This window comes from Variovorax stachyos (assembly GCF_051400855.1).
Lineage (GTDB): Bacteria > Pseudomonadota > Gammaproteobacteria > Burkholderiales > Burkholderiaceae_C > Variovorax.
Genome location: NZ_JBLFFN010000005.1, coordinates 209609 through 232489 on the forward strand (window position 1 = coordinate 209609; position 22881 = coordinate 232489).

The window sequence follows — 22881 nt, forward strand, 5'->3', positions numbered from 1 at the left end:
TGGCGGATCCTTGCGCTAGCGCGCAGCGCCGCGTGCGCGGCGCACCGGCGCGGACTTGCGCGCGACGGCGGGCTTTTTTGCCGCTGCGGCGACCTTGATCTTCTTGGGCGCGGCGGGGGCCTTGATCGTGTCTTCCGCCGACACAGTGGGTCGCCCGGCGCGCTTCTGCGGTTTGTCGTGGGCCGAGATGAAGGCCTTCACCTCCGGGTACACGCTGTCGCGCCAGCGGCGCCCGCTGAAGATGCCGTAGTGGCCCGCGCCCTTGACCTCGTAGTGGCGCTGGTGCTCCGGCGGCACGCCGGTGCACAGGTCGTGGGCGGCACACGTCTGGCCGGCTCCGGAGATGTCATCCAGCTCGCCCTCGACCGTGAGCACGCCGGTCGAATGAATGTCCTGCGGACGAACGAGCTCTCGCGTCCCATCGGGACTCTTCACCTCCCAGGTGCCGTTGACGAGATCGAACTCCTGGAACACGGTGCGGATGGTGTCCAGGTAGTAGTCGGCATCCATGTCGAGCACGGCGTTGTACTCGTCGTAGAACTTTCGGTGCGCCTCGGCGCTGGCGTCATCGCCCTTGATCAGGTCCTTGAAGTAGTCGTAGTGGCTGCTTGCGTGACGGTCCGGGTTCATCGCGACGAAGCCCGTGTGCTGCAGGAAGCCGGGGTACACCCGCCGGCCCACGCCCGGGAAGCCCTCCGGCACACGGTAGATCACGTTGTTCTCGAACCACTCGTAGCTCTTGTTCATCGCCAGGTTGTTGACCGCGGTGGGCGACTTGCGGGCATCGATGGGGCCCCCCATCATGGTCAGCGACAACGGGACTTTCTCGCCGCGGCTGGCCATCAGCGATACCGCCGCGAGCACCGGCACGGTGGGCTGGCAGACGCTGATCACATGGCAGTTGCCGTACTCCGCCTGCAGGTGGCGAATGAATTCCTCGATGTAGTTGACGTAGTCGTCGAGGTGGAATTGGCCCTCGGACAGCGGAACCAGGCGGGCGTTGACCCAGTCGGTGATGTAGACCTTGTGGTCCTGCAGCATGGTGCGTACCGTATCGCGCAGCAGCGTGGCGTAGTGGCCGGACAGTGGCGCCACGATCAGGACCACGGGCTGGGCCTTGAGCGTCTGCAGGGTCTTGGGATCGTCGGTGAAGCGCTTGAAACGGCGGAGCTGGCAGAAGGGCTTGTCGATCTCGACGACCTCCTGGATGACCACGTCGTCGTTGTCGACTCGCACCGTCTTGATGCCGAATTCCGGCTTTTCATAGTCCTTGCCCAGTCGGTAGAGCAGGTCGTAGCCGGCCGCCATGCGCTGCGCCAACGGGGTCTGGCCGAAGACGCCGCCTTGGCCATAGAGTTTGGAAGCAGCTTGCGCGAAATCGGCAAAGGGCTCCATGAGAGAGCGCTGTGCTTCGTAAAGTTGGTAGAGCATGGGAATGACAACAAATGTTGCAGTGCAATATATCAGTTGAGTCCCTGAGTGTGCTAATTGTTCCGGCCAGAAATTTCCCAAACCCAGGCACACAGGGCGCCCGGTCGGAACGTCACAACACTTTCGCGATGCTCTGGCAGACGTAGTCGATGTTCTTGCTGTTGAGGGCGGCCACGCACATGCGGCCGGAGTCGGTGCCGTACACGCCGAACTCCTGGCGCAGGCGCACCATCTGGTCCTTGCTCAGGCCGGAATAGCTGAACATGCCGATCTGGTCCGTGATGAAGTGCATGTCCTGCTTCACGCCGGCCGCGGCCAGGCCATCCACCAGCTTGTGGCGCATCAGCTTGATGCGGTCGCGCATCTCCCCGAGCTCCTTCTCCCAGAGGGTACGCAGCTCTGGCGTGCCCAGCACGGTTGCGACCACCGCGCCGCCATGCGTGGGCGGGTTGCTGTAGTTGGTGCGGATCGCGATCTTGAGCTGGCTCAGCACGCGGCTGGCTTCTTCCTTGCTCTCGCAGAGTACGGAAAGGGCACCCACGCGCTCGCCGTAGAGGCTGAAGCTCTTGGAAAACGAAGTCGAGACGAAGAAGTTCAGGCCTGCTGCGACGAACTTGCCGATCGCTGCCCCGTCTTCCTGGATGCCGTAGCCGAAGCCCTGGTAGGCCATGTCCAGGAAGGCGACCAGCTGCTTCTCCTGGACGGCGGCAACCACCTGGTCCCACTGGTCGGCGCGGATGTCGTAGCCCGTCGGGTTGTGGCAGCAGGCGTGCAGCACGACGATGGTGCCCGCCGGGGCGGCGTTCAGTGCGCTCAGCATGCCGTCGAAGTCGATGCCGCGCTTGGCGGCGTCGTAGTACGGGTACTCCTCGACCACGAAGCCGGCGTTGGTGAAGAGGGCGCGATGGTTCTCCCAGCTTGGGTTGCTGATGAGCACCTTGGCCTTGGGGTTGAGCTTTTTGAGGAAATCGGCGCCGACCTTCAGGCCGCCGGTGCCGCCAATGCCCTGGATGGTGGCGACGCGGCCGGCTGTTACGGGTTCGCTGCCGGCGCCGAAGACCAAGCCCTTCACCGCTTCGTCATAGGCGGCAATGCCGTCGATGGGCAGGTAGCCGCGCGCCTTGGGCGCCTTGATCATGTCCTCCTCGACCGCTTGCACGCAGCGCAGCAGGGGGAGCTTGCCGTCGTCGTCGTAGTAGACGCCGACGCCGAGGTTGACCTTGTTGGGATTGCTGTCGGCGGCAAACTGTTCGTTGAGGCCCAGGATCGGGTCGCGCGGCGCCAGTTCGACGGCGGTGAACATTGACATGGAAGAAAGTCCTTTGGTGATGCGATTCGCGCCCGGCTGCATCCGGGTTTGCGCCATGGCTCGCGGGTCGGTTAGCCTCACGAGTTCGCTTGAATTTTACCGGCCGACCCGCACCTCCCCTGGACGCCATGCCTGAAATCACCGAAGTCATTCCGGATCGGCCCGAGGCCGAGCCCGTCGGCCCCGTCAAGCCGGGCGAATTCATCCACTTCCCGGACTCGCCCTTCGAGCTCTACCAGCCCTATCCCCCGGCGGGCGACCAGCCGGCGGCAATCCAGGGCCTCGTCGAGGGCGTGCGCGACGGCGAGGTCTACCAGACCCTGCTGGGCGTGACCGGCTCAGGCAAGACCTTCACCATGGCCAATGTCATCGCCCGGCTCGGCCGCCCGGCGATCGTGTTCGCGCCCAACAAGACGCTGGCGGCGCAGCTCTATAGCGAGTTTCGCGAGTTCTTCCCGAAGAACGCGGTCGAGTACTTCGTGAGCTACTACGACTACTACCAGCCCGAGGCCTACGTGCCGCAACGCGATCTGTTCATCGAGAAGGACAGTTCGATCAACGAGCACATCGAGCAGATGCGCTTGTCGGCCACCAAGAGCGTGCTGGAGCGCCGCGACACGGTGATCGTCGCGACCGTGAGCGCGATCTATGGCATCGGCACACCCGAGGACTACACCCAGATGCGCTTCATCATGCGCGTCGGCGACAAGATCGGCCAGCGCGACGTGATCTCGCGACTCATCCGCATGCAGTACACGCGCAACGAGCAGGACTTCACGCGCGGTACCTTCCGGGTGCGCGGCGACACCATCGACGTGTTCCCGGCGGAGCACAGCGAGCTGGCAATCCGCATCGAGCTCTTCGACGACGAAATCGAGACGTTGCAGCTCTTCGACCCGCTGACCGGGCGCATCCGGCAGAAGATCCCGCGCTTTACCGTCTACCCGTCCAGCCACTACGTGACGCCGCGCGACAAGGTGCTGACGGCGGTCGAAACCATCAAGATCGAGCTCGACCAGCGACTCAAGGAGCTGGTGGGCGAGGGCAAGCTGGTCGAGGCCCAACGGCTCGAGCAGCGCACCCGCTTCGACCTCGAGATGCTGGCCGAGATCGGCCACTGCAAGGGCATCGAGAATTACACACGCCATCTCTCCGGAGCGGCGCCGGGCGAGCCGCCAGCCACGCTGACCGACTACCTGCCGAAGGACGCGCTCATGTTCCTCGATGAGAGCCACCAGATGATCGGCCAGCTGGGCGGCATGTACAACGGCGACCGGGCTCGCAAGACCACGCTGGTCGAGTATGGCTTTCGACTGCCCTCGGCGCTGGACAACCGCCCGCTCAAGTTCGACGAGTTCGAGACCCGCATGCGGCAGTGCATCTTCGTGTCCGCCACGCCGGCGCAGTACGAGATGGACCATGCCGGCAACGTGGTCGAGCAACTGGTGCGGCCGACCGGCCTGATCGACCCGGAGGTCGAGGTCCGCCCTGCCACCCACCAGGTGGACGACGTGTTACAGGAGATCCGGCTGCGCGTCGACAAGAACGAGCGCGTGCTGATCACCACGCTGACCAAACGCATGGCCGAGCAGCTGACCGACTACCTGGGCGACAACGGCGTCAAGGTGCGTTACCTGCACAGCGATATCGACACGGTCGAGCGGGTGGAGATCCTGCGCGACTTGCGGCTCGGCACCTTCGATGTGCTGGTCGGCATCAATCTGCTGCGGGAGGGACTGGACATTCCCGAGGTTTCGCTGGTTGCAATCCTGGATGCCGACAAGGAGGGCTTCCTGCGTGCCGAGCGCTCGCTGATCCAGACCATCGGCCGCGCGGCGCGCAACATGAACGGCAAGGCCATCCTCTACGCCGACCGCATGACCGAGTCGATGAAGAAGGCCATCGGGGAGACCGAACGGCGCCGGGCGCGCCAGATCGCCTACAACCAGGCCCATGGGATCACGCCGCGCAGCATCGTCAAGCAGGTGCGGGACCTGATCGACGGCGTGTACAGCGAGAAGGCCGGCAAGGAAGCCGCCAAGCGCGAATTGGAGCGCGCCAAGGTCGAGGACATGTCGGAAAAGGACATGGCTCGGGAGATCAAGCGGCTGGAAAAGCTGATGCTCGAGCATGCGCGCAACCTCGAGTTCGAGAAGGCGGCGCGGGTGCGCGACCAGTTGGCGCAGCTGCGGGAGCAGGCGTTCGGCGCCCCTGGCAAGGACAACGTTGTCCCCTGAGTACCGAGAACAGTGCACCGCCAGCGGCCCTCCCAACCTGCAATCGGGTTTACCCGAGCAGAGCGGAGGGCCTTCTGTTATACTTGAGCGAAATAGTCAGGAAAAAAGAACTTCGCGATGAAGGACCGGCTCTTACCGATTGGATCACCAGCGGAAGCGGGCCGGGAAGGGCGGAGACGGCGTCACCAAAGCCCACAACGCCAAGGTGTCTTTTCAACGGTAAGCACTCAAAGGAGCTTGCGATGCGTCTCACAACCAAAGGCCGTTTTGCGGTCACAGCCATGATCGATCTGGCCCTGCGCCAGAACACCGGTCCGGTCACGCTGGCCGCAATCAGCCAGCGGCAACAGATCTCTCTGTCGTACCTCGAGCAGCTCTTCGGCAAGCTTCGCCGGCATGAACTGGTCGAGTCGACCCGCGGCCCCGGCGGCGGTTACTCGCTGGGTCGCAAGGCTTCGGAGATCACTGTCGCCGACATCATTGTTTCCGTCGATGAGCCCATCGATGCGACGCAGTGCGGCGGCAAGGAAAACTGCCTGGGCGAGGCCGGCCGTTGCATGACCCACGAGCTCTGGGCTTCGCTGAACCAGCGCATGGTCGAATTCCTGGATTCCGTCACGCTGCAGAAGCTGGTGGACGACCAGATCGCCAAGGGCGTGCAGATCGAGAACAAGCCGGCCGTCAAGCGGGCGATCTCGAGCCAGCCTGTGGTGAAGCCGATCCGGGTCAATGCGCCCAATTCGGTGTTCGCCCTGGGCAACGCCTTCGCCAAGTCCTGATGCGGCGGCGCCACATGGCGCCGCGTCGAAGATTCCCAGAGAACGTCAACCCCACGCCAGCCCGAGCCAGCCATGGATGTCACTCCCCATTTCCCGATCTATCTCGACTACGGTGCCACGACGCCGGTCGACCCGCGCGTGGTCGACGCGATGATTCCCTGGTTGCGCGAGCACTTCGGCAACCCGGCATCACGCAGCCACGCCTGGGGATGGGAAGCGGAAGAGGCGGTGGAGAAAGCGCGCACCGAGGTGGCCGACCTGATCGGCGCTGACCCGCGCGAAATCGTCTGGACGTCCGGGGCCACCGAGTCGAACAACCTGGCGCTCAAGGGCGCAGCCCATTTCTACAAGGGCAAGGGCAAGCACCTGATCACGGTCAAGACGGAGCACAAGGCAGTGCTCGACACCATGCGCGAGCTCGAGCGCCAGGGCTTCGAGGTGACCTACATGGACGTGCAGGAAAACGGCTTGCTCGACTTGGACGCCTTCAAGGCCGCGATCCGACCGGACACCATTCTCGCGAGCGTGATGTTCGTGAACAACGAGATCGGCGTGATCCAGGACGTCGTGGCGCTGGGCACGATCTGCCGCGAAAAGGGCGTGATCTTCCACGTCGACGCGGCGCAGGCCACAGGCAAGGTCGAGATCGACGTCAAGACGCTGCCGATCGACCTCATGAGCCTGGCTTCGCACAAGACCTACGGCCCGAAGGGCATCGGCGCCCTGTACGTGCGCCGCAAGCCGCGCGTCCGGCTGGAAGCCCAGATGCACGGCGGCGGCCACGAGCGCGGCATGCGCTCCGGCACCCTGCCCACTCACCAGATCGTCGGGATGGGTGAGGCCTTCCGCATCGCCAAGCTCGAGATGAAGCAGGACATCGCCAAGGCGCGCGCGCTGCAGCAGCGCCTGCTCGAAGGCCTGAAGGACGTCGAGCAGGTCTTCATCAACGGCGACCTCGAGCACCGCGTGCCGCACAACCTCAACATGAGCTTCAACTATGTCGAGGGCGAGTCGCTGATCATGGGCATCAAGGGCCTTGCGGTGTCCAGCGGCTCGGCGTGCACCTCGGCCAGCCTGGAGCCGAGCTATGTGCTGCGCGCGCTCGGCCGCAGCGACGAACTCGCCCACAGCAGCCTGCGCATGACCATCGGCCGCTTCACCACCGAGGAAGAGATCGATTACGCGGTCTCGACCATCAAGCACAACGTCGCCAAGCTGCGCGAACTGAGCCCGCTCTGGGAGATGTTCCAGGACGGCATAGACATCAGCACGATCCAGTGGTCGGCGCATTGAACCAAGACTGAGAGGTACCCCATGGCATATTCATCCAAGGTCATTGACCATTATGAAAACCCCCGCAATGTCGGCTCCTTCGAAAAGGGCGACGATTCGGTGGGCACGGGCATGGTCGGCGCACCCGCATGCGGTGACGTCATGAAGCTGCAGATCAAGGTCAACCCCGAGACGGGCGTCATCGAAGACGCGCGCTTCAAGACCTATGGCTGCGGCTCTGCGATCGCTTCCTCCTCGCTGGTGACCGAGTGGGTCAAGGGGAAGACGCTCGACGAGGCGGCAGCGCTCAAGAACGCGCAGATTGCCGAAGAGCTGGCGTTGCCGCCGGTCAAGATCCATTGCTCGATCCTGGCGGAAGACGCCATCAAGGCGGCCGTCAACGACTACAAGGCCAAACGCGGCGCGACCGTTGCGGCGACGACGGAAGCCGCTCACTGACATGGCCGTGACCCTGACCGAAGCCGCCGCGCGCCATGTCACCCGCTACCTCGGCAAGCGAGGCAAGGGGGTGGGCGTGCGGCTGGGCGTCAAGACCACGGGCTGCTCGGGCCTGGCCTACAAGCTCGAGTACGTGGACGAGATGGCGCCCGAGGACGTGGTCTTCGAGGACCATGGCGTGAAAGTGCTGGTCGACCCCAAGAGCCTCGCTTACATCGACGGCACGCAGCTCGACTTCGTGCGCGAGGGGCTGAACGAGGGTTTCAAGTTCAACAACCCGAACGAGCGTGACCGCTGCGGCTGCGGCGAAAGCTTCCGTATCTGACTTTCCACCGCTTTCCGTCCAAGCCGCCACCACCCGGTCATGGGCTGGCGGCTTTTTGACGCCATGAACCTGAACGACACCGATTTCGAACTCTTCGCTGTGCCGGCGAGCTTTGCGCAGGACCGCGCCGCGCTCGACGCACGGTGGAAGGAACTGCAGCGCGAGGCGCACCCCGACCGCTTCGCAGCCCAGGGCGCTGCGGCGCAGCGCGTGGCCATGCAGTGGTCGGTGCGCATCAACGAGGCCTACCAGCGGCTGAAGGACCCGATCAAGCGGGCGAGCTACCTGTGCGCGCTGAACGGCCATCCCATCGATGCCGAGAAGAACACGGCCATGCCGCCCGATTTCCTGATGCAGCAGATGGAATGGCGCGAGGAGCTCGACGAGGCGGGAGACGCCGCCGCCTTCGACAAGCTGCGCGCGGAGGTCGATGCCGCACGCGCCCGCGCGCTGTCCTCGCTGGACTGGCTGATCGACGAAAAGGGCGACCATGCCGAGGCCGCGAAGCAGGTGAGAACCCTCATGTTCATCGAGCGCTTTGCTGAGGACATCGAGGCCAAGTCCGAAGCGTTGGGACAATAGCGCCATGGCATTGCTGCAGATTTCAGAACCTGGTCAGGCGCCCGATCCGCACCGGCGGCGCATCGCGGTCGGTATCGACCTCGGGACCACTCATTCGCTGGTGGCTGCCGTGCGCAACGGCGTGGCCGAGTGCCTGCCCGACGCCGAGGGTCGCGTCCTCCTCCCCTCGGCCGTGCGTTACCTGGACAAGAACCGCCGCCAGATCGGCTTCGAGGCGCTGGCCGCGCGCGCGGCCGATCCGTCCAACGTCATTACCTCGGTGAAGCGCCTGATGGGGCGCGGTGTGCAGGACGTCGCGAACCGCGAGGCCATGGCGTACCGGCTGGCCGGCGATGCAGGCATGGTCCAGGTGCAGACGGCGGCGGGTCCCAAGTCGCCGGTCGAAGTGAGCGCTGAAATCCTCGCGACCCTGCGTTACCGCGCCGAGGACACCTTCGACGACGAGCTCTACGGCGCCGTGATCACGGTGCCAGCCTACTTCGATGAAGGCCAGCGCCAAGCCACCAAGGATGCGGCCCAGCTCGCCGGCATCAACCTGCTGCGCCTGATCAGCGAGCCGACGGCGGCCGCGATCGCCTATGGCCTGGACAACGCGAGCGAGGGCGTCTATGCGGTCTACGACCTCGGTGGCGGCACCTTCGACATCTCGATCCTGCGGCTGACGCAAGGCGTATTCGAGGTCATTGCCACTGGCGGGGATTCGGCGCTCGGCGGGGACGACTATGACCACGCGCTTGCGGATTTCGCGATAGCGCAGTCCGGGTTCGAGGTCCGAGGCGATGCTGACAAGGCCGCACTGCTCGTTGCCGCACGGGCCACGAAGGAAGCCCTGTCCGACTCAAATACAGCCACCTTCTCGGCCGCGCTGGCTGGCGGCGACCTGCTGTGGGAGGTCTCGCGCGCGCAGTTCGAAGCCGCGACTGCGAGCCTGACCGCACGCACTATCGCCGCGGTGCGCAAGGCGCTGCGCGACGCCCGGCTGCAACCAGCCGACCTGCAGGGCATCGTGCTGGTCGGTGGCGCGACCCGCATGCCGCAAATACGGCGCGCCGTGGCCGAGTTCTTCGGCCGCGACGCGCTGACCAACCTGAACCCCGACGAGGTCGTCGCGCTGGGCGCCGCGATCCAGGCAAACCAGCTGGCGGGCAATGGCGGCACGGACGATCTGCTCCTGCTCGACGTGATTCCGCTGTCGCTCGGCATCGAGACCATGGGCGGACTGGTCGAGCGCATCGTGCCGCGCAACCAGACCATCCCGACCGCGATGGCGCAGGACTTCACGACCTACCAGGACGGGCAGACTGCGCTGGCGCTGCACGTGGTGCAGGGCGAGCGCGACCTGGTCTCGGATTGCCGCAGTCTCGCGCGCTTCGAGCTGCGCGGCATCCCGCCGATGGCCGCCGGGGCCGCACGCATCCGCGTCACCTTCACCGTCGATGCCGATGGTCTGCTCAGCGTCAGTGCCCGGGAGCAGGGCAGCGGCGTGGAGGCGAGCGTGACGGTCAAGCCCTCCTACGGCCTCTCCGACGACCAGATCGCAACCATGCTTCAGGACAGCTTCTCTACAGCGCAGCAGGACATGCAGGCGCGCGCGCTGGTCGAGGCGCGCGTGGACGCCGACCGCATGCTGCTGGCGACGCAGAGCGCACTCGATGCCGATGGCGATCTGCTCGATGCCGAGAGCCGCGAGGCCATCGAGAGGTTGATGAGCGCGTTGCGCTCGGCGCGCTCGGCGGATGACGCCGCCACCATCGAAGCCGCGACCCAGGCCCTGGCCGACGGCACCGAAGCCTTCGCAGCGGAGCGCATGAATGCGGGCATTGCGCGCGCTCTCGCAGGCCGGCAGATCGAATCCCTCTAGAAGCCTCAATGCCCACGATCAAGATCCTTCCCCACGCCGAGTACTGCCCCGAGGGCGCCGAGATCACCGCGCCTGCCGGCACCTCGATCTGCGAGGCACTGCTCGAGAATCACATCAACATCGAGCATGCCTGCGAGATGAGCTGCGCTTGCACCACCTGCCACGTGATCGTGCGCAAGGGCTTCGAATCGCTCAACGAATCGGAGGAGGGCGAGGAAGACCTGCTCGATCGTGCCTGGGGTCTGGAGCCGCAATCGCGGCTCAGTTGCCAGGCGATACTCGCCCAGACCGACCTCACGGTCGAGATTCCCAAGTACTCGATCAATCACGCCAAAGAAAACCACTGATGACGCGCCAAATCGTTCTCGACACCGAAACCACGGGCCTTTCGGCCGAGAACGGCGACCGCGTCATCGAACTGGGGTGCGTGGAGCTGTTCAATCGCAAGCTCACCGGCAACGACCTGCACATCTACTTCAATCCGGAGCGCGAGAGCCACGAGGACGCGCTCAAGGTACACGGGCTGACGACCGATTTCCTGCGGGACAAGCCCAAGTTCGCGACGCTGGCGAACGACATCGTCGAGTACTTGCGCGATGCCGAGCTGATCATCCACAACGCGGCCTTCGACGTCGGCTTCCTCAACAAGGAGTTCGAGCTCGCCGGGCTGCCCCCGCTGCGCAGCTTCGTCGGCGATGTGACCGATACGCTGGCGTTGGCCAAGGCTGTTTACCCGGGCAAGCGCAATTCGCTCGACGCGCTGTGCGACCGCTTCGGCGTCGACCGCTCGAACCGAACCTTCCACGGCGCCAAGCTCGACGCGCAGCTGCTGGCCGACGTCTATATCAACCTGACGCGCGGCCAGGACGCGCTGCTCATCGACGTCGTGGCCAACGAGCCGGTGCAGGGCGCGGTGGTGATGGTCGACTTGCGCAGCTTCATCCTGCCGGTGCTGACGGCTGCGGATCACGAACTCGCGGCGCACGAAGAGCTCCTGCTGCAGCTCGACAAGGCCAGCAATGGTCGGACGATTTTTCGGCAAGCGGCCGAAAATGCTGTGGCATAATCGCAGGCTTCGCGCCAAGCGGCGCTGCAAGAATCCACTCGGTGCGACACGCAAGTTGCCGTCGTCGTATCGGGAGGGGCGGTTAGCTCAGGGGTAGAGCACAGCATTCACACTGCTGGGGTCGGAGGTTCGAAGCCTCCACCGCCCACCAAATTCCATTCTCCTTCTCGTTCCTGCTGGCTGTCGGCCGGTACCGACGCACACTGCGGCTTCGCACCGCTTGCCTGGCGCCTCGACTCTTCGTACAACGGCGCTGAAAGGAGAAAGGCCATGGCTACCAGCCCCGATCTTCCGCCGCCCATCACCTCGGACCCGCCCGATGTGCCGGAGCTGCCGGTCGAGCCCGACGAGGGCCCCGCCACGCCGCCCGAGCCAGCCGATCCGGAGAAGCCCTTCTCAACCCAGCCGAAGTGAGTGCCGGGGCCGGCTAAGCTCGCGGCATGGACGAATTCGATTGCGCCGTCATCGGCGCCGGTGTAGTGGGCTTGGCGGTCGCCCGGGCACTCGCCCTCGCAGGCCGCGAGGTCATCGTGCTGGAAGCCGAAGGCGCCATCGGCACCGGCACGAGTTCACGCAACAGCGAGGTGATCCACGCCGGCATCTACTACCCCGAGGGCTCGCTCAAGGCGCGCCTGTGCGTCGAGGGCAAGCAAATGCTCTACGAGTACCTGGCGCAGCGGGAACTGCCGCATCGCCGCTGCGGAAAGCTGATCGTGGCCACGACGCCTGCGCAGGTCCCCGAGCTGAGACTGATCGCCGCCAAGGCGGCCGCCAACGGCGTTCACGACCTGGTCATGCTGACGCGCGAGCAGGCGCGTGCGATGGAGCCGCAACTGGAGTGCGTCGCCGCGCTGCATTCGCCGAGCACGGGCATCGTCGACAGCCATGCGTTGATGCTGAGCTTGCAAGGCGATCTTGAGAGCGCTGGCGGCATGTTGGCGCTCAAATCGACCGTGGCTCGCGCGCAATGCGGCGAGGGCGCCATCGTCCTCGTCGCGGAGGACGGCACCGCGCTGCGCTGCCGCAGCGTCGTCAATGCTGCCGGCCTGGGCGCACCGGCGCTGGCGCGGCGCTTCGAGGGGCTGCCCGCGAGCGCCGTCCCGCCGGCCTACTTCGCCAAAGGCAACTACTTCACGCTGGCCGGTCGTGCGCCCTTCAGTCGCCTGATCTACCCCGTGCCCGAGGCAGCCGGGTTGGGTGTGCATCTGACCCTCGATCTCGGCGGCCAGGCCAAGTTCGGCCCGGATGTCGAGTGGGTCGACTCCCCCGGCAATCTGGTGGTCGATCCGCGGCGCGGCGACGGCTTCTATGCCGAGGTGCGCAAGTACTGGCCGGCCCTGGCCGATGGTGCACTCGTTCCGGGCTATGCCGGCATCCGGCCCAAGATCTCCGGCCCTGGGGAGCCGGCCCGAGATTTCCTGATCGAAGGGCCCGCGGCGCACGGCGTCGCGGGGCTGGTCAACCTCTTCGGCATCGAGTCGCCGGGGCTCACCAGCAGTCTTGCGATCGGGAGCCATGTGGCGGCTTTGCTGCCCTAGGCCCATGAGGGCATGTACCATGGGATGCCACGCCGCCGTCCGGCGTGAAGTCGCCGGCGCGGTGCCGGTGGGAATCACAGAGGGAAGATTTCAATGACTGCATCCTCCAACCTCGACGCGGCAGCGAATGCCGTGGCGGAAGACATTGCCAGCGACGTCCGCGGCGTGCTCTCCAGCAAGGAACTCGACGCTTTGCCGCACATCAAGGCCCTGCGTCAGCGCATCGACAGCAAGTTGGCGATCGCGCGTGAACTTGCCGCCGAGAAGAGCAAGCTTGCGGCCAAGAAAGCGCGCGAGGCGGCCAGCACGGCCAACGCCTACGCGCACGACGAGCCCTGGCAGATCGCCGGCGCCGCCCTGGCGGTGGGCGTGCTGGTGGGCCTGCTGCTTGGCCGCCGCTGAGCGCGAACAGTCCGGCGTGTGGGGGCTGCATTCATGAGACTGCTGTCCCTGCTCGGGCTGGATAGGCGTTTGCGCCGGCTGCGCATCGCCGCCGGCGAGGGCGCCCTGGCGGCCGAAGACCGTGCGAAGCTGCTGAAGCTGGCCTGGGACGAGGAGCGACAGCGACTGCGGCTGGTGCTGGCCCTCGTGATCGCGGTGATCGGGCTCACGACCGTGACAGTGGCACTGCTGTCGGTCGCGGTCGTGGTGCATTTCTGGGAGACGCCGAACCGCGTCCCGGCTGCATGGGCGGTGGCTGGCGTGTGGATCGCGTTGTGGCTGGTGGCGGTCGTGGCGCTGATGAGCACGCTGCGGCGAGCATCGACCGCCTTCGAACCGGCCCGCCGCGAGTTCGAACGCGACTGGGAGTGGGTGCAGGCGCATTTCCATCTGGGCGATGAGGACGAGGAGCCTGCGCGCGAGCCGGGGCCTCTCACCCGCGAGGAACTGCTGGCACGCATCGCGCGCCAGCGTGAGCGGATCGCGACGCTCGAGGGTGCAGCGCCGAAGGCCGCCGAGGCAGCGCCCGCCGACGAGCCTGCCAGCGCTGCTGCGCTGCGGATTGCACGCGAGCACCCGGTAGCGACCGGCGCGGTGGCTGTCGCCGCTGCCGTGGTGATCGGCCCGAGCCGCCTGCTGCGATGGGCGGCGGTGATCGTTCCCGTGCTGTGGCGAATGCGCTGAGCGCTGCCGCTCAGCGGCTGCGGCGGCGCAGCAGCGCCTGGGCTGCCTCGCGTACGAGCGCAGGCCCCTTGTAGATCAGGCCGGTGTAGATCTGCACGAGGTCGGCGCCGGCCGCGATCTTGGCCTCGGCATCGGCGCCGCTGAGCACCCCGCCGACACCGATGATCGGGAAATCGGCGCCCAGGGCCGATCGCAGCTGGGCGATCACCCGATTGCTCGCCTCCCGCACCGGCGCGCCTGAAAGGCCGCCCGCTTCGTCCGCGTGCGGCAAGCCGGCGACAGCCTCGCGTGCCAGCGTGGTGTTGGTAGCGATCACGCCATCCATGCCGTGGCGGCGCAGCGTGGCGGCAATCACCTGGACCTGCGCTTCTTCAAGATCCGGCGCGATCTTCACGAACAGCGGTACCCGCTTGCCGTGCCGTTGAGCCAGCGCCTCGCGCTTGTCGGCTACGGCGCCGAGCAGCGCATCGAGCGCCTCGTCGCTCTGCAGCGAGCGAAGGTTGGCGGTGTTGGGGCTCGAGATGTTGATCGTCACGTAGTCGGCATGCGGGTACACGCCGTCAAGGCACACCAGGTAGTCGTCCACTGCGCGGTCGATGGGCGTTGCGGCGTTCTTGCCGATGTTGAGGCCCAGCAGCATCGGCGCCTTGCCGGCATTGCGCCGGAAGCGTGCGCGCTGCACATTGGCGATGAAGGCGTCCAGGCCTTCGTTGTTGAACCCAAGCCTGTTGATGAGAGCGTCGCGCTGCGGCAGCCTGAACATGCGCGGCTTGGGGTTGCCCTGCTGCGCCTTCGGTGTGACCGTGCCGACCTCGACGAAGCCGAAGCCCATGGCAGCGAATGCGTCGATGCAGCGGGCGTTCTTGTCGAGTCCCGCCGCCAATCCGATGCGGTTCGGAAAACGCAGGCCGGCCAGCGTCAACCGATCGTCCACCCGGGGCGCGGCGTAGGCATAGGCAAGAGGCGTGTTCTGCGTGCGCGCCAGCGCATCGAGCGTCAGCTCGTGAGCATGCTCGGGGTCGAAACCAAAGAGGAAAGGTCGGGCGAGCGTGTAAAGCGAGGAGGGCAGCAGCAGGGACATCGGATAATTGAAGGCTTCGTCAGCCCAAGGATTGTCCCCGATGAATTCTCCCGCTTCCGCTCCGGCGCCGTCCCAGGATGAGCAGAAGGCGCAGGTCGGCCGCGCCGCACTCGCCCACGTGGGCAGAGGAGACATCGTCGGCATCGGCACCGGCTCGACGGTCAACAAGTTCATCGAGGCATTGGCCACCATCAAGGACGACATCCGCGGCGCGGTGTCCAGTTCGCTCGCATCGACCGAGCGCCTGCTCGCATTGGGCATCCCGGTATTCGACAGCAACGAGGTCGAGGAGCTGGCCGTCTACATCGACGGCGCCGACGAGATCGACGGGCGCGGCTACATGATCAAGGGCGGCGGCGCCGCGCTGACGCGCGAGAAGATCGTCGCGGCGCAATCCAGGCGCTTCATCTGCATCGCCGACGCCTCCAAGCGCGTGAACACCCTCGGCGCCTTCCCGCTGCCCGTGGAGGTGATCCCGATGGCCGCGCGGCGCGTGATCCGCCAGTTCGCCCGCCTCGGCGGCGTGGCCCAGGTGCGTGAGAAGAACGGTGCGCCGCTCGTCACCGACAACGGCCAGCACATCATCGACGTGACGGGCCTGCGGATCACCGATCCGTTAGGCTTCGAGTCGGAAGTGAATCAATGGCCTGGCGTGGTGACCGTCGGCGTCTTCGCGCACCAACGCGCCAATGTCTGCCTCCTGGGCACGGCGTCCGGCGTTCAGACGCTGCGCTTCGACTGAGCGCAGCAGCCGGAAATCAGAACTTGATGCCCGCCGGGTTGCTCGGCGTCGGCCCGCTCGGCACGGCGGGCGCTGGCGCTGGTGCCGGGGCGGGTGCGGCAACAGGCGTCGCGGGCGCAGTGGGCGCCGCCTGCACGGCGACCAAGGGCTGAGCCGGTGGATTGCGGTAGCCGGCCGGCAGCTGGGCGCTCTTGGGGTAGCCGGCCGCGTCGAGGTATTGCGACCACTGGGCATCCGAGAAGCCCTTGAGCTGCTGCGAGCCGATGGTAAGCAGCGGCAGCGAGGCCTGTCCGCTAAGCCGCTGCAACGCTTCGACGTCCTCGTTGGTCTTGACGGTGCGTTCCTCGAAGGGAATGCCGCGCGTCACCAGCAGTGAACGGCCTGCCGCACAGGGGCTGCATTCCTCGCCGGTGTAGATCGTGACGGGGTAGCGCTGCGCCACCTGCCGCAGTTCGTACGGGAGGGCCGGCCCGGCACTGCCGGCGCCGCCGCGCGGCACCGCCGCCTGGCTGTCGGCCGCAGGTGGCTGATCGGAGAAGGTGACCTTGCCGTTCTTGTCGACATGGCGATAGACGGGCTGCGCCAGCGCCGCACCGGCGGCAAGCAGCAGCAGGAGAGCGGAGCCCGCGAGACGTGGGTGAAGCTTCATGGGTGGCTTTGGCTTTCGTGATCCGACGTCGCGGAGTATCTCAGGCCGGGCGGGCAGGCGAGGCGGAGGGCCGGCTCAGGCCGGCTGGGCCGCCGTCATCCCCTGGTGGCGCAGCAGTGCGTCGAGCTGCGGCTCGCGGCCGCGGAAGGCCTTGAAGGACTCCATCGCGGTGCGGCTGCCGCCGGCCTCGAGGATGGCCTCGCGGTAGCGCCTGCCGGTCTCGATGCTCGGCTGGCCATCGGCGCCAGCGGTTTCCTCGAAGGCCGCGTAGGCGTCGGCGCTCAGCACCTCGGCCCACTTGTAGCTGTAGTAGCCGGCCGCATAGCCGCCCGAGAAGATGTGGCTGAAGGTGTTGGGCGTGCGGCTGAAGGGCGGCGACGGCATCACCGCGACCTCGGCGCGCACCTTGCCGAGCAGGGCCATCACGTCGCCCGGCTGGGCGGTGGCGGCGTCGTACTCGGTATGCAGCAGCATGTCGAAGAGCGAGAACTCGATCTGGCGCAGCGTCTGCAGCCCGCTCTGGAAGTTCTTGGCCGCGATCATCTTGTCGAACAGCGCGCGCGGCAGCGGCTCGCCGGTGTCGACGTGCGCCGTCATGTGTGCGAGCACCTCCCACTCCCAGCAGAAGTTCTCCATGAACTGGCTGGGGAGTTCGACTGCATCCCATTCGACGCCGCTGATGCCGGAGACATCGCGCTCGTTCACCTGCGTGAGCATGTGGTGCAGTCCGTGGCCGAACTCGTGAAACAGCGTGGTCACGTCGTCGTGCGTGAGCAGTGGCGGCTTGCCGTCGACGCCCTCGGCGAAATTGCAGACCAGCTGCGCCACCGGCGTTTGCAGCGTGCCCGTGTCCGGGCGCAGCCAGCGGGCCCGCACGTCGTCCATCCAGGCGCCGCCGCGCTTGGCAGCGCGGGCCGAAGGATCGAGGTAGAACTGGCCGACTTTCTGGCCGCCTCGCTCGATGCGGTAGAACTCGACGCTGGGATGCCAGACCGGCGCGCTGTCACGGCGGATCGAGACCTCGAACAAGGTCTCGACGATCTTGAACAAGCCGGCCATCACCTTCGGTGCCGGGAAGTACTGCTTCACCTCTTGCTCGCTGAAGGCATAGCGCGCTTCCTTGAGCTTCTCGCCGATGTAGCTCCAATCCCAGGGCTGGGGATCGTCGATCGAAAGCTGCTGCGAGGCGAAGACCCGCAGGTCGGCCAGGTCGCGCTCGCCGAAAGGCCGGGCCTTGGTGGCGAGGTCGCGCAGGAACTTGATGACCTGGTCGGCCGACTCGGCCATCTTGGGCACGATCGAGAGTTCGCCGAAATTGGGGTAGCCCAGGAGCTTTGCTTCTTCCTGGCGCAACGCGAGGATTTCGCGGATCAGCTCGGTGTTGTCGAGCGCCGGGTCGCCGAACTCGCTGGCCCGGGTGACGTAGGCGCGGTAGAGCTTCTCGCGCAGTGCGCTGCTCTTGGCGAACTGCATGACCGGGAGATAGGAGGGCATCTTCAGCGTCAGCTTGTAGCCCTCCTTGCCTTCGGCATCGGCCGCGGCGCGCGCGGCGCTGATCACGTCCTCCGGCAGTCCGTCGAGCTCTCCGAGCTGCGCGTAGTAGGCGAAGGCGTCGGTGGCGTCCAGCGCGTTCTCGCTGAACTTCTGGCTCAGCTCGGCCTGGCGTTCCTGGATTTCGGCGAAGCGCTTCTTGGCCTCGCCCTGCAGCTCGGCGCCGCCGAGTACGAAGTTGCGCACCGCGTTGCGATGCGCCTGGCGCTGTTCCGTGTTCAATGTGGCAGGGTCGATGGCCTTGTACTTGGCGTAGAGCCGCTCATCCGAGCCCAGGCGCGTCCAGAAGGCGGTGACGCGCGGCATGGCTTCGTTGTAGGCTGCGCGCAGCTCGGGCGTGTCGGCCACCGCATTGAGGTGGCCCACCGCGCCCCACGCGCGGCTGAAGCGCTCCGAAGCGACGTCCAGCACTTTGGCGATCGCGTTCCAGTCGGACGGGAATTCGGGCGCCGTGACCGTTTGCAGGGCCGCCTCTGCCTCGGCCAGCAGCACGTCGACCGCGGGGGCTACATGCTCGGGCTTGATCTGGTCGAACAGGGGGAGATCGCGAAAGTCGAGGAGCGGATTGGTCATGGTCTGAAGCAGTTGGCGGTCGGTTCGGGGGAGTTCAAGTGCGCTCGGCCGCTTCCAGGGTGTTGACGAGCAGCATCGCGCGGGTCATGGGACCGACGCCACCCGGCACCGGCGTGATCCAGCCGGCCACTTCACGCACCGCCGCGAAGTCGACGTCGCCGCAGAGCTTGCCCTCGTCATTGCGGTTCATGCCCACGTCGATGATCACGGCGCCCGGCTTGACCATGTCCGCCGTGAGCACATTGCGCTTGCCCACCGCGGCGACCACCACGTCGGCCTGGCGCGTGAAAAGGCCCAGGTCCTGCGTTGCGCTGTGGCAGATGGTCACGGTTGCGCTCTTGGCCAGCAGCATCAGGGCCATCGGCTTGCCCACGATGTTGCTGCGGCCGATCACCACGGCGTGCTTGCCCCGCAGCTCGTAGCCGATGGACTCCAGCATCTTCATGCAGCCGTAGGGCGTGCATGGCCAGAAGCCAGGTTGGCCCGTCACCAGCGCCCCGGCGCTCGCGACGTGGAAGCCGTCCACGTCCTTGGCGGGCGAGATCGATTCGATGACGCGGGCCGCATCGATGTGCTTGGGCAGGGGCAGCTGCACCAGGATGCCGTGGATGGCCGGGTCCTTGTTGAGCGCATCGATGCGCGCCAGCAGCTCGGCCTCGGACAGCGTGGCCGGATGTCGCTCCAGCACGGACTGCAGGCCGGCTTCCTCGCTGTCCTTGACCTTGTGGCGCACGTAGACCTGGCTGGCCGGGTCCTCGCCCACCAGGATCACGGCAAGGCCCGGCGTGACGCCGCGCGCCTTGAGCGCCTGCACCCGGCGCGAGACATCGGCCCGGGTGCGCGCGGCGAGGGCGTTGCCGTCGATCAGTTGAGCTGTCATCGTTTTTCGATTCTCCAAGTAAAAACGCCCGCTTGCGCAGGCGTCGATTTGATTGTGGCTATGGATGCAATGGCCGTCAGGCTTTCGCCGGGGCTGCCTGACCCAGGGCAATCTTGAGCAGATCGGCCACCGTGTTGGCGTTGAGCTTTTCCATGATGTTGGCGCGGTGCGCCTCGACGGTCTTGATGCTGATGCCCAGGTCGTCGGCGATCTGCTTGTTGAGCCGGCCGGCCACGATGCGCTCGAGCACCTGGGCTTCGCGGCCGGTCAGCTTGGACAGCAGCGCGTCGCGGCTGGCCGACTGCTGGTGTTGCGCGAAGGCGCCGCGCGCGTGTTCGAGCATGCGTTCGACCAGTGCCACCAGGGCCTCGTCGTTGAAGGGCTTCTGGATGAAATCCATCGCGCCCTTCTTCATGCTGTCGACTGCCATCGGCACGTCGCCGTGGCCGGTGATGACGACGATGGGAAGCGGAGAGCGGCGTTCGATCAGGCGGTCCTGCAGCTCGATGCCCGACATGCCCGCCATGCGGATGTCGACGATCAGGCAAGCGACCTCGCGTGGGTCGTAGCGCGAGAGGAAGGACTCGGCCGAATCGAAGCAGCGAACGCGGTAGTCCTTGCCTTCGAGCAGCCACTGCAACGAGTCGCGGACTGCTTCGTCGTCGTCGACGACATAGACCGTGCCCTTCTTCGGAATCAAACTCATGCGGGTACTTTCGCCTCGTTGCTTGCTACGGAATCAATAGCGTCGAACACCGGAATCCAGAAGGAAAAACGGCATCCGACCACGTCCTGGCCATTGTAGATGTTCTCCGCCCGCATCCGGCCGCGGTGCGACTCGACGATGGTGCGGCAAAGGTTGAGCCCGATGCCCATGCCCTCGGGCTTGGTGGAGAAGAAGGCCTCGTAAAGCCGGTCCATCACTTCCGGTGCCAGTCCCATGCCGGTGTCCTGCACCGAGAACTCGATGGCGTTCTGGCCGTCGATGGTCTTGGGCAGCACGCGAAGCTCGACACTGCGTCGCGCCAGGGGCCGGTCGGCCAGGTCGATGGACTCTGCCGCGTTCTTCAGCAAATTCACCATCACCTGCTCGATCAGGATCGGATCGACCCGCACCACCGGCAGCCGGGCCGCCACATAGTGATTGAGGCGCACGTTTCGGCGCCTGAGCTCGATGCCGGCGAGCTCGACCGCCTCGCTCACCATGGTCGAGACCTCGGCCGGCGTGCGGTTGGGCTCGCTGCGCTTCACGAAGGAGCGTATGCGCTGGATGATCTGGCCGGCCCGCTGCGCCTGCTTGGCGGTCTTGTCCAGCGCCGCCAGCAGAGCATCGGAATCGATCTGCTGGCCGCGGATGCGCGACATCATCCCGTTGCAGTAATTGGTGATCGCGGTGAGTGGCTGGTTGAGCTCGTGGGCCACGCTGGAGGCCATCTCGCCCATCGTGATGAGGCGGCTGGCGGCCTGCGCGCGGTCGGCCTGCGCGGCCGACAGGTCCTCGGCCATTCGGCGTGGCGTGATGTCGGTCGCGATCACCAACTGTGCCAGGCGGCCGTCGACCCAGGTCAGGTAGCGCGAGCGCACCTCCAGCCACTTGCCCAGCTCGGGCACGAAGATCTCGTTGTTGGCCGGCTGCGCCGTGGTCAGCTGGTCGATCGGCAGGCCGGCAAAGGGGTCGACGTCGTCGAGCGCATCGTCGTGCGCATGGGAGGCCGGCACGCCCGCCTGCGCCACCATGCCCAGGTGGCCCACGGTGTCGGAGCCGAACCAGAGCCGGTACAGCTTGTTGGCGAACAGCAGCTCCTCGCTGCCGAGCGGCGCCACCGACACCGAGGCGTCCAGCGCTTCGAGCACGGTCGTGAAGCGCTCGTACGAGGCCGAGAGCTGCTCGCGGATGCGGGTCGGCTCGGTGATGTCGGTCATGGAGGTCATCCAGCCGGTCTGGTGGCCGCGCGCGTCGATCAGCGGCGAGACGTAGAGCCGCGCGTTGAACACGGTGCCGTTCTTGCGCTTGACGCGCACCTGGAAGCCGCCGGGCAGGGCGCGGCCGTGCAGCTCTTCCTCGAGCCGCTCGTTCATGATTTCGCGGTCGGATTCCAGCCAGTAGGGGAAGGGCGGCGTCTGGCCGACCAGCTCGCTTTCGTCCCAGCCGGTCATCGCACAGAAGGCCGCGTTGACGTAGGTGATGCGGCCCTCGAGATCGAGCACGCGCATGCCGGTGAGCATGGAGTTTTCCATGGCGCGCCGGAAGTTGGTCTCGGCCACCAGCGCTTGCTGGGCCTGCAGGCGCCGCCGTGTGTGGCGCCAGGTGCCGATCAGCATCCAGCTCGTGAGCACGCTGAGTGCGCCCACCAGCCAGAACAGCCCGTTGCCGACCACGCCCTGCGAAGTGCGGTAGGCCTGCGCCCGCAGCACCAGCGCATTGCCCACCGGCGACACCGGCACCTCGTACTCGTTGGTCTGCTCGCTCCAGGGCAGCAGGCGGGTTTCGGCCTCCCGCGGGCTGGCGACCGTGTTGCCGGCGATCAGCCCGCCCTTGGCGTCGAGCAGCGACACCGCATAGCGCGCCGACACTTCCGAGGGCATGCCGTAGCGCAGGATGCCGTCGATCGAAAATTCGCCCAGCACCTCGCCGGCGAACAGGCCCTGGTCGAAGAAGGGGATGTGCAATTGCAGCATCGCCGTCGGATCGCTGCCCGCCACCGGTTGCGAGAACACCGGCTGGCGCAGCTCGCGCGCCAATGCATAGTTGCTTTCGATGTCGCCCGGCCGCAGCACGTCGCCCACGGCGTGCTGCTGTGCCGGGTGGACGCTGGGCGCGGCGTAGCCGGCCTTGAAGCGGCGCCGGTCGTCGATCCAGCTGATTGCCTGCAGCTCGGGGAACTGACTGACCAGCGATTCCGCCCGGCTCGCGAACTCGGTCGCGTCGATCTCGCGATTGGATGCGTCGCGCGCAAGCCGCATCAGCTGCTCCTGCCGCTCCAGCAGGCGCAGGCGCACGCGCTGCTGGGCGTACTCGACGTCGCGCTTCACCGACTCCTGCTCGCGCTCCAACTCCTCCGCCCGGAGATACCAGAAGGCCGAGACGATGGCGGCCAGGAACAGCAGCACCGCCGCCAGCGGCGCCAGCATCGCCACCGCGTCCTGCAGCACCGGCGTCTGCCGGCGCCACCAGCGCCGCCACCAGGACAGCGGCGACGCCTTGACGGCGCTGCGCGCCACCGCGATCGGGGAGGAGAAGGGCATCGCGCGAGTGTAGGGGAAGGCCCTCGACGGGCGTGGCAGGGGTTGCAGTGACATGGCTTGGAATGGGGCCGGGAGTGTTCAGTTCTCCACTTATGAAATCCCATGAATTTCGCATTAAGAAAACGACAAGCACTATTTGAAATTGCGATATTTCTGTGAGAAACTCCCGCGCGCT

Annotated in this window: 22 protein-coding genes and 1 tRNA gene; 15 read left to right on the plus strand and 8 right to left on the minus strand. The window is 66.3% G+C overall.

The window, feature by feature from the left end; translation table 11 throughout:
- Nucleotides 1-15 precede the first annotated feature (15 nt).
- Nucleotides 16-1431: a polyhydroxyalkanoate depolymerase gene (locus ACMGEZ_RS11435; protein WP_436822383.1), complete on the minus strand. Its 1416-nt coding sequence runs from the start codon at nt 1429-1431 to the stop codon at nt 16-18.
- A 112-nt stretch (nt 1432-1543) separates the two neighbouring features.
- Nucleotides 1544-2740, minus strand: coding sequence for an amino acid aminotransferase (locus ACMGEZ_RS11440; RefSeq protein WP_436822384.1), 1197 nt, complete (start codon nt 2738-2740; stop codon nt 1544-1546).
- A gap of 128 nt (nt 2741-2868) precedes the next feature.
- Between ACMGEZ_RS11440 and uvrB the strand changes: the two genes are divergently transcribed.
- From uvrB to ACMGEZ_RS11510, 14 genes are all read left to right on the plus strand, one after another.
- The gene (gene uvrB, locus ACMGEZ_RS11445; RefSeq protein ID WP_436822385.1) at nt 2869-4977 is read left to right on the plus strand and encodes an excinuclease ABC subunit UvrB; all 2109 of its coding nucleotides are present in this window, start codon (nt 2869-2871) and stop codon (nt 4975-4977) included.
- Nucleotides 4978-5219: 242 nt separating this feature from the next.
- On the plus strand, nt 5220-5756 hold the full coding sequence (gene iscR, locus ACMGEZ_RS11450) for a Fe-S cluster assembly transcriptional regulator IscR (protein ID WP_068672852.1): 537 nt from the start codon (nt 5220-5222) through the stop codon (nt 5754-5756).
- Nucleotides 5757-5828: 72 nt separating this feature from the next.
- Nucleotides 5829-7049: an IscS subfamily cysteine desulfurase gene (locus ACMGEZ_RS11455; RefSeq protein ID WP_436822386.1), complete on the plus strand. Its 1221-nt coding sequence runs from the start codon at nt 5829-5831 to the stop codon at nt 7047-7049.
- 21 nt (nt 7050-7070) lie between these two features.
- On the plus strand, nt 7071-7487 hold the full coding sequence (iscU, locus tag ACMGEZ_RS11460) for a Fe-S cluster assembly scaffold IscU (protein WP_436822387.1): 417 nt from the start codon (nt 7071-7073) through the stop codon (nt 7485-7487).
- Nucleotide 7488: 1 nt separating this feature from the next.
- Nucleotides 7489-7812, plus strand: a complete 324-nt coding sequence (gene iscA / locus ACMGEZ_RS11465) for an iron-sulfur cluster assembly protein IscA (protein WP_086923481.1) — start codon at nt 7489-7491, stop codon at nt 7810-7812.
- A gap of 63 nt (nt 7813-7875) precedes the next feature.
- On the plus strand, nt 7876-8394 hold the full coding sequence (gene hscB, locus ACMGEZ_RS11470) for a Fe-S protein assembly co-chaperone HscB (protein WP_436822388.1): 519 nt from the start codon (nt 7876-7878) through the stop codon (nt 8392-8394).
- Nucleotides 8395-8398: 4 nt separating this feature from the next.
- Entirely contained in the window at nt 8399-10255 is a 1857-nt protein-coding gene (gene hscA, locus ACMGEZ_RS11475; RefSeq protein WP_436822389.1) for a Fe-S protein assembly chaperone HscA, read from the plus strand.
- A gap of 8 nt (nt 10256-10263) precedes the next feature.
- Complete coding sequence (gene fdx / locus ACMGEZ_RS11480; protein ID WP_436822390.1) at nt 10264-10602, plus strand: ISC system 2Fe-2S type ferredoxin; 339 nt, start codon at nt 10264-10266, stop codon at nt 10600-10602.
- Nucleotides 10602-11321 carry a DNA polymerase III subunit epsilon gene (dnaQ, locus tag ACMGEZ_RS11485; RefSeq protein ID WP_436822391.1) on the plus strand — a complete coding sequence of 240 codons (720 nt, stop codon included), beginning with the start codon at nt 10602-10604 and terminating at the stop codon, nt 11319-11321. The genes fdx and dnaQ overlap by 1 nt, the downstream gene beginning before the upstream one ends.
- A gap of 76 nt (nt 11322-11397) precedes the next feature.
- A tRNA-Val gene (locus ACMGEZ_RS11490) sits at nt 11398-11472 on the plus strand.
- Nucleotides 11473-11591: 119 nt separating this feature from the next.
- Nucleotides 11592-11735, plus strand: coding sequence for a stereocilin (locus ACMGEZ_RS11495; RefSeq protein WP_436822392.1), 144 nt, complete (start codon nt 11592-11594; stop codon nt 11733-11735).
- Between the two features lie 26 nt (nt 11736-11761).
- On the plus strand, nt 11762-12859 hold the full coding sequence (locus tag ACMGEZ_RS11500; protein WP_436822393.1) for an NAD(P)/FAD-dependent oxidoreductase: 1098 nt from the start codon (nt 11762-11764) through the stop codon (nt 12857-12859).
- 93 nt (nt 12860-12952) lie between these two features.
- Nucleotides 12953-13261: a glycine zipper domain-containing protein gene (locus tag ACMGEZ_RS11505; protein ID WP_436822394.1), complete on the plus strand. Its 309-nt coding sequence runs from the start codon at nt 12953-12955 to the stop codon at nt 13259-13261.
- 33 nt (nt 13262-13294) lie between these two features.
- On the plus strand, nt 13295-13984 hold the full coding sequence (locus ACMGEZ_RS11510; RefSeq protein WP_436822395.1) for a phage holin family protein: 690 nt from the start codon (nt 13295-13297) through the stop codon (nt 13982-13984).
- A 10-nt stretch (nt 13985-13994) separates the two neighbouring features.
- Here ACMGEZ_RS11510 and ACMGEZ_RS11515 read toward each other — a convergent pair whose 3' ends face one another.
- Nucleotides 13995-15065, minus strand: a complete 1071-nt coding sequence (locus ACMGEZ_RS11515) for a quinone-dependent dihydroorotate dehydrogenase (protein ID WP_436822396.1) — start codon at nt 15063-15065, stop codon at nt 13995-13997.
- Between the two features lie 40 nt (nt 15066-15105).
- Here ACMGEZ_RS11515 and rpiA point away from each other — a divergent pair, with 40 nt between their 5' ends.
- Nucleotides 15106-15807, plus strand: coding sequence for a ribose-5-phosphate isomerase RpiA (gene rpiA, locus ACMGEZ_RS11520; RefSeq protein ID WP_436822397.1), 702 nt, complete (start codon nt 15106-15108; stop codon nt 15805-15807).
- A 16-nt stretch (nt 15808-15823) separates the two neighbouring features.
- Here rpiA and ACMGEZ_RS11525 read toward each other — a convergent pair whose 3' ends face one another.
- The 5 genes from ACMGEZ_RS11525 to ACMGEZ_RS11545 form a co-directional block, all read right to left on the minus strand.
- Complete coding sequence (locus tag ACMGEZ_RS11525) at nt 15824-16456, minus strand: DUF4124 domain-containing protein (RefSeq protein ID WP_436822398.1); 633 nt, start codon at nt 16454-16456, stop codon at nt 15824-15826.
- 75 nt (nt 16457-16531) lie between these two features.
- On the minus strand, nt 16532-18580 hold the full coding sequence (locus ACMGEZ_RS11530) for a M3 family metallopeptidase (protein ID WP_436822399.1): 2049 nt from the start codon (nt 18578-18580) through the stop codon (nt 16532-16534).
- A gap of 34 nt (nt 18581-18614) precedes the next feature.
- Entirely contained in the window at nt 18615-19460 is an 846-nt protein-coding gene (gene folD / locus ACMGEZ_RS11535; RefSeq protein ID WP_436822400.1) for a bifunctional methylenetetrahydrofolate dehydrogenase/methenyltetrahydrofolate cyclohydrolase FolD, read from the minus strand.
- A gap of 76 nt (nt 19461-19536) precedes the next feature.
- Nucleotides 19537-20166 carry a response regulator transcription factor gene (locus tag ACMGEZ_RS11540; RefSeq protein ID WP_068672826.1) on the minus strand — a complete coding sequence of 210 codons (630 nt, stop codon included), beginning with the start codon at nt 20164-20166 and terminating at the stop codon, nt 19537-19539.
- Nucleotides 20163-22706 carry a PAS domain-containing sensor histidine kinase gene (locus tag ACMGEZ_RS11545; protein WP_436822401.1) on the minus strand — a complete coding sequence of 848 codons (2544 nt, stop codon included), beginning with the start codon at nt 22704-22706 and terminating at the stop codon, nt 20163-20165. Before ACMGEZ_RS11545 ends, ACMGEZ_RS11540 begins: the two co-directional genes overlap by 4 nt.
- Between the last annotated feature and the right edge of the window lie 175 nt (nt 22707-22881).

What these genes read in the sequence shown, in the direction of transcription:
- ACMGEZ_RS11505 (WP_436822394.1), top strand. Translation starts at nt 12,953, where the DNA reads ATGACTGCATCCTCCAACCTCGACGCGGCAGCGAATGCCGTGGCGGAA.
- ACMGEZ_RS11455 (WP_436822386.1), top strand. Translation starts at nt 5,829, where the DNA reads ATGGATGTCACTCCCCATTTCCCGATCTATCTCGACTACGGTGCCACG.
- ACMGEZ_RS11545 (WP_436822401.1), bottom strand. Translation starts at nt 22,706, where the DNA reads ATGCCCTTCTCCTCCCCGATCGCGGTGGCGCGCAGCGCCGTCAAGGCG.
- uvrB (WP_436822385.1), top strand. Translation starts at nt 2,869, where the DNA reads ATGCCTGAAATCACCGAAGTCATTCCGGATCGGCCCGAGGCCGAGCCC.
- iscA (WP_086923481.1), top strand. Translation starts at nt 7,489, where the DNA reads ATGGCCGTGACCCTGACCGAAGCCGCCGCGCGCCATGTCACCCGCTAC.
- hscB (WP_436822388.1), top strand. Translation starts at nt 7,876, where the DNA reads ATGAACCTGAACGACACCGATTTCGAACTCTTCGCTGTGCCGGCGAGC.
- iscR (WP_068672852.1), top strand. Translation starts at nt 5,220, where the DNA reads ATGCGTCTCACAACCAAAGGCCGTTTTGCGGTCACAGCCATGATCGAT.
- ACMGEZ_RS11500 (WP_436822393.1), top strand. Translation starts at nt 11,762, where the DNA reads ATGGACGAATTCGATTGCGCCGTCATCGGCGCCGGTGTAGTGGGCTTG.
- fdx (WP_436822390.1), top strand. Translation starts at nt 10,264, where the DNA reads ATGCCCACGATCAAGATCCTTCCCCACGCCGAGTACTGCCCCGAGGGC.
- ACMGEZ_RS11495 (WP_436822392.1), top strand. Translation starts at nt 11,592, where the DNA reads ATGGCTACCAGCCCCGATCTTCCGCCGCCCATCACCTCGGACCCGCCC.
- folD (WP_436822400.1), bottom strand. Translation starts at nt 19,460, where the DNA reads ATGACAGCTCAACTGATCGACGGCAACGCCCTCGCCGCGCGCACCCGG.
- ACMGEZ_RS11510 (WP_436822395.1), top strand. Translation starts at nt 13,295, where the DNA reads ATGAGACTGCTGTCCCTGCTCGGGCTGGATAGGCGTTTGCGCCGGCTG.
- ACMGEZ_RS11525 (WP_436822398.1), bottom strand. Translation starts at nt 16,456, where the DNA reads ATGAAGCTTCACCCACGTCTCGCGGGCTCCGCTCTCCTGCTGCTGCTT.
- hscA (WP_436822389.1), top strand. Translation starts at nt 8,399, where the DNA reads ATGGCATTGCTGCAGATTTCAGAACCTGGTCAGGCGCCCGATCCGCAC.
- dnaQ (WP_436822391.1), top strand. Translation starts at nt 10,602, where the DNA reads ATGACGCGCCAAATCGTTCTCGACACCGAAACCACGGGCCTTTCGGCC.
- ACMGEZ_RS11440 (WP_436822384.1), bottom strand. Translation starts at nt 2,740, where the DNA reads ATGTCAATGTTCACCGCCGTCGAACTGGCGCCGCGCGACCCGATCCTG.
- ACMGEZ_RS11540 (WP_068672826.1), bottom strand. Translation starts at nt 20,166, where the DNA reads ATGAGTTTGATTCCGAAGAAGGGCACGGTCTATGTCGTCGACGACGAC.
- ACMGEZ_RS11530 (WP_436822399.1), bottom strand. Translation starts at nt 18,580, where the DNA reads ATGACCAATCCGCTCCTCGACTTTCGCGATCTCCCCCTGTTCGACCAG.
- rpiA (WP_436822397.1), top strand. Translation starts at nt 15,106, where the DNA reads ATGAATTCTCCCGCTTCCGCTCCGGCGCCGTCCCAGGATGAGCAGAAG.
- iscU (WP_436822387.1), top strand. Translation starts at nt 7,071, where the DNA reads ATGGCATATTCATCCAAGGTCATTGACCATTATGAAAACCCCCGCAAT.
- ACMGEZ_RS11515 (WP_436822396.1), bottom strand. Translation starts at nt 15,065, where the DNA reads ATGTCCCTGCTGCTGCCCTCCTCGCTTTACACGCTCGCCCGACCTTTC.
- ACMGEZ_RS11435 (WP_436822383.1), bottom strand. Translation starts at nt 1,431, where the DNA reads ATGCTCTACCAACTTTACGAAGCACAGCGCTCTCTCATGGAGCCCTTT.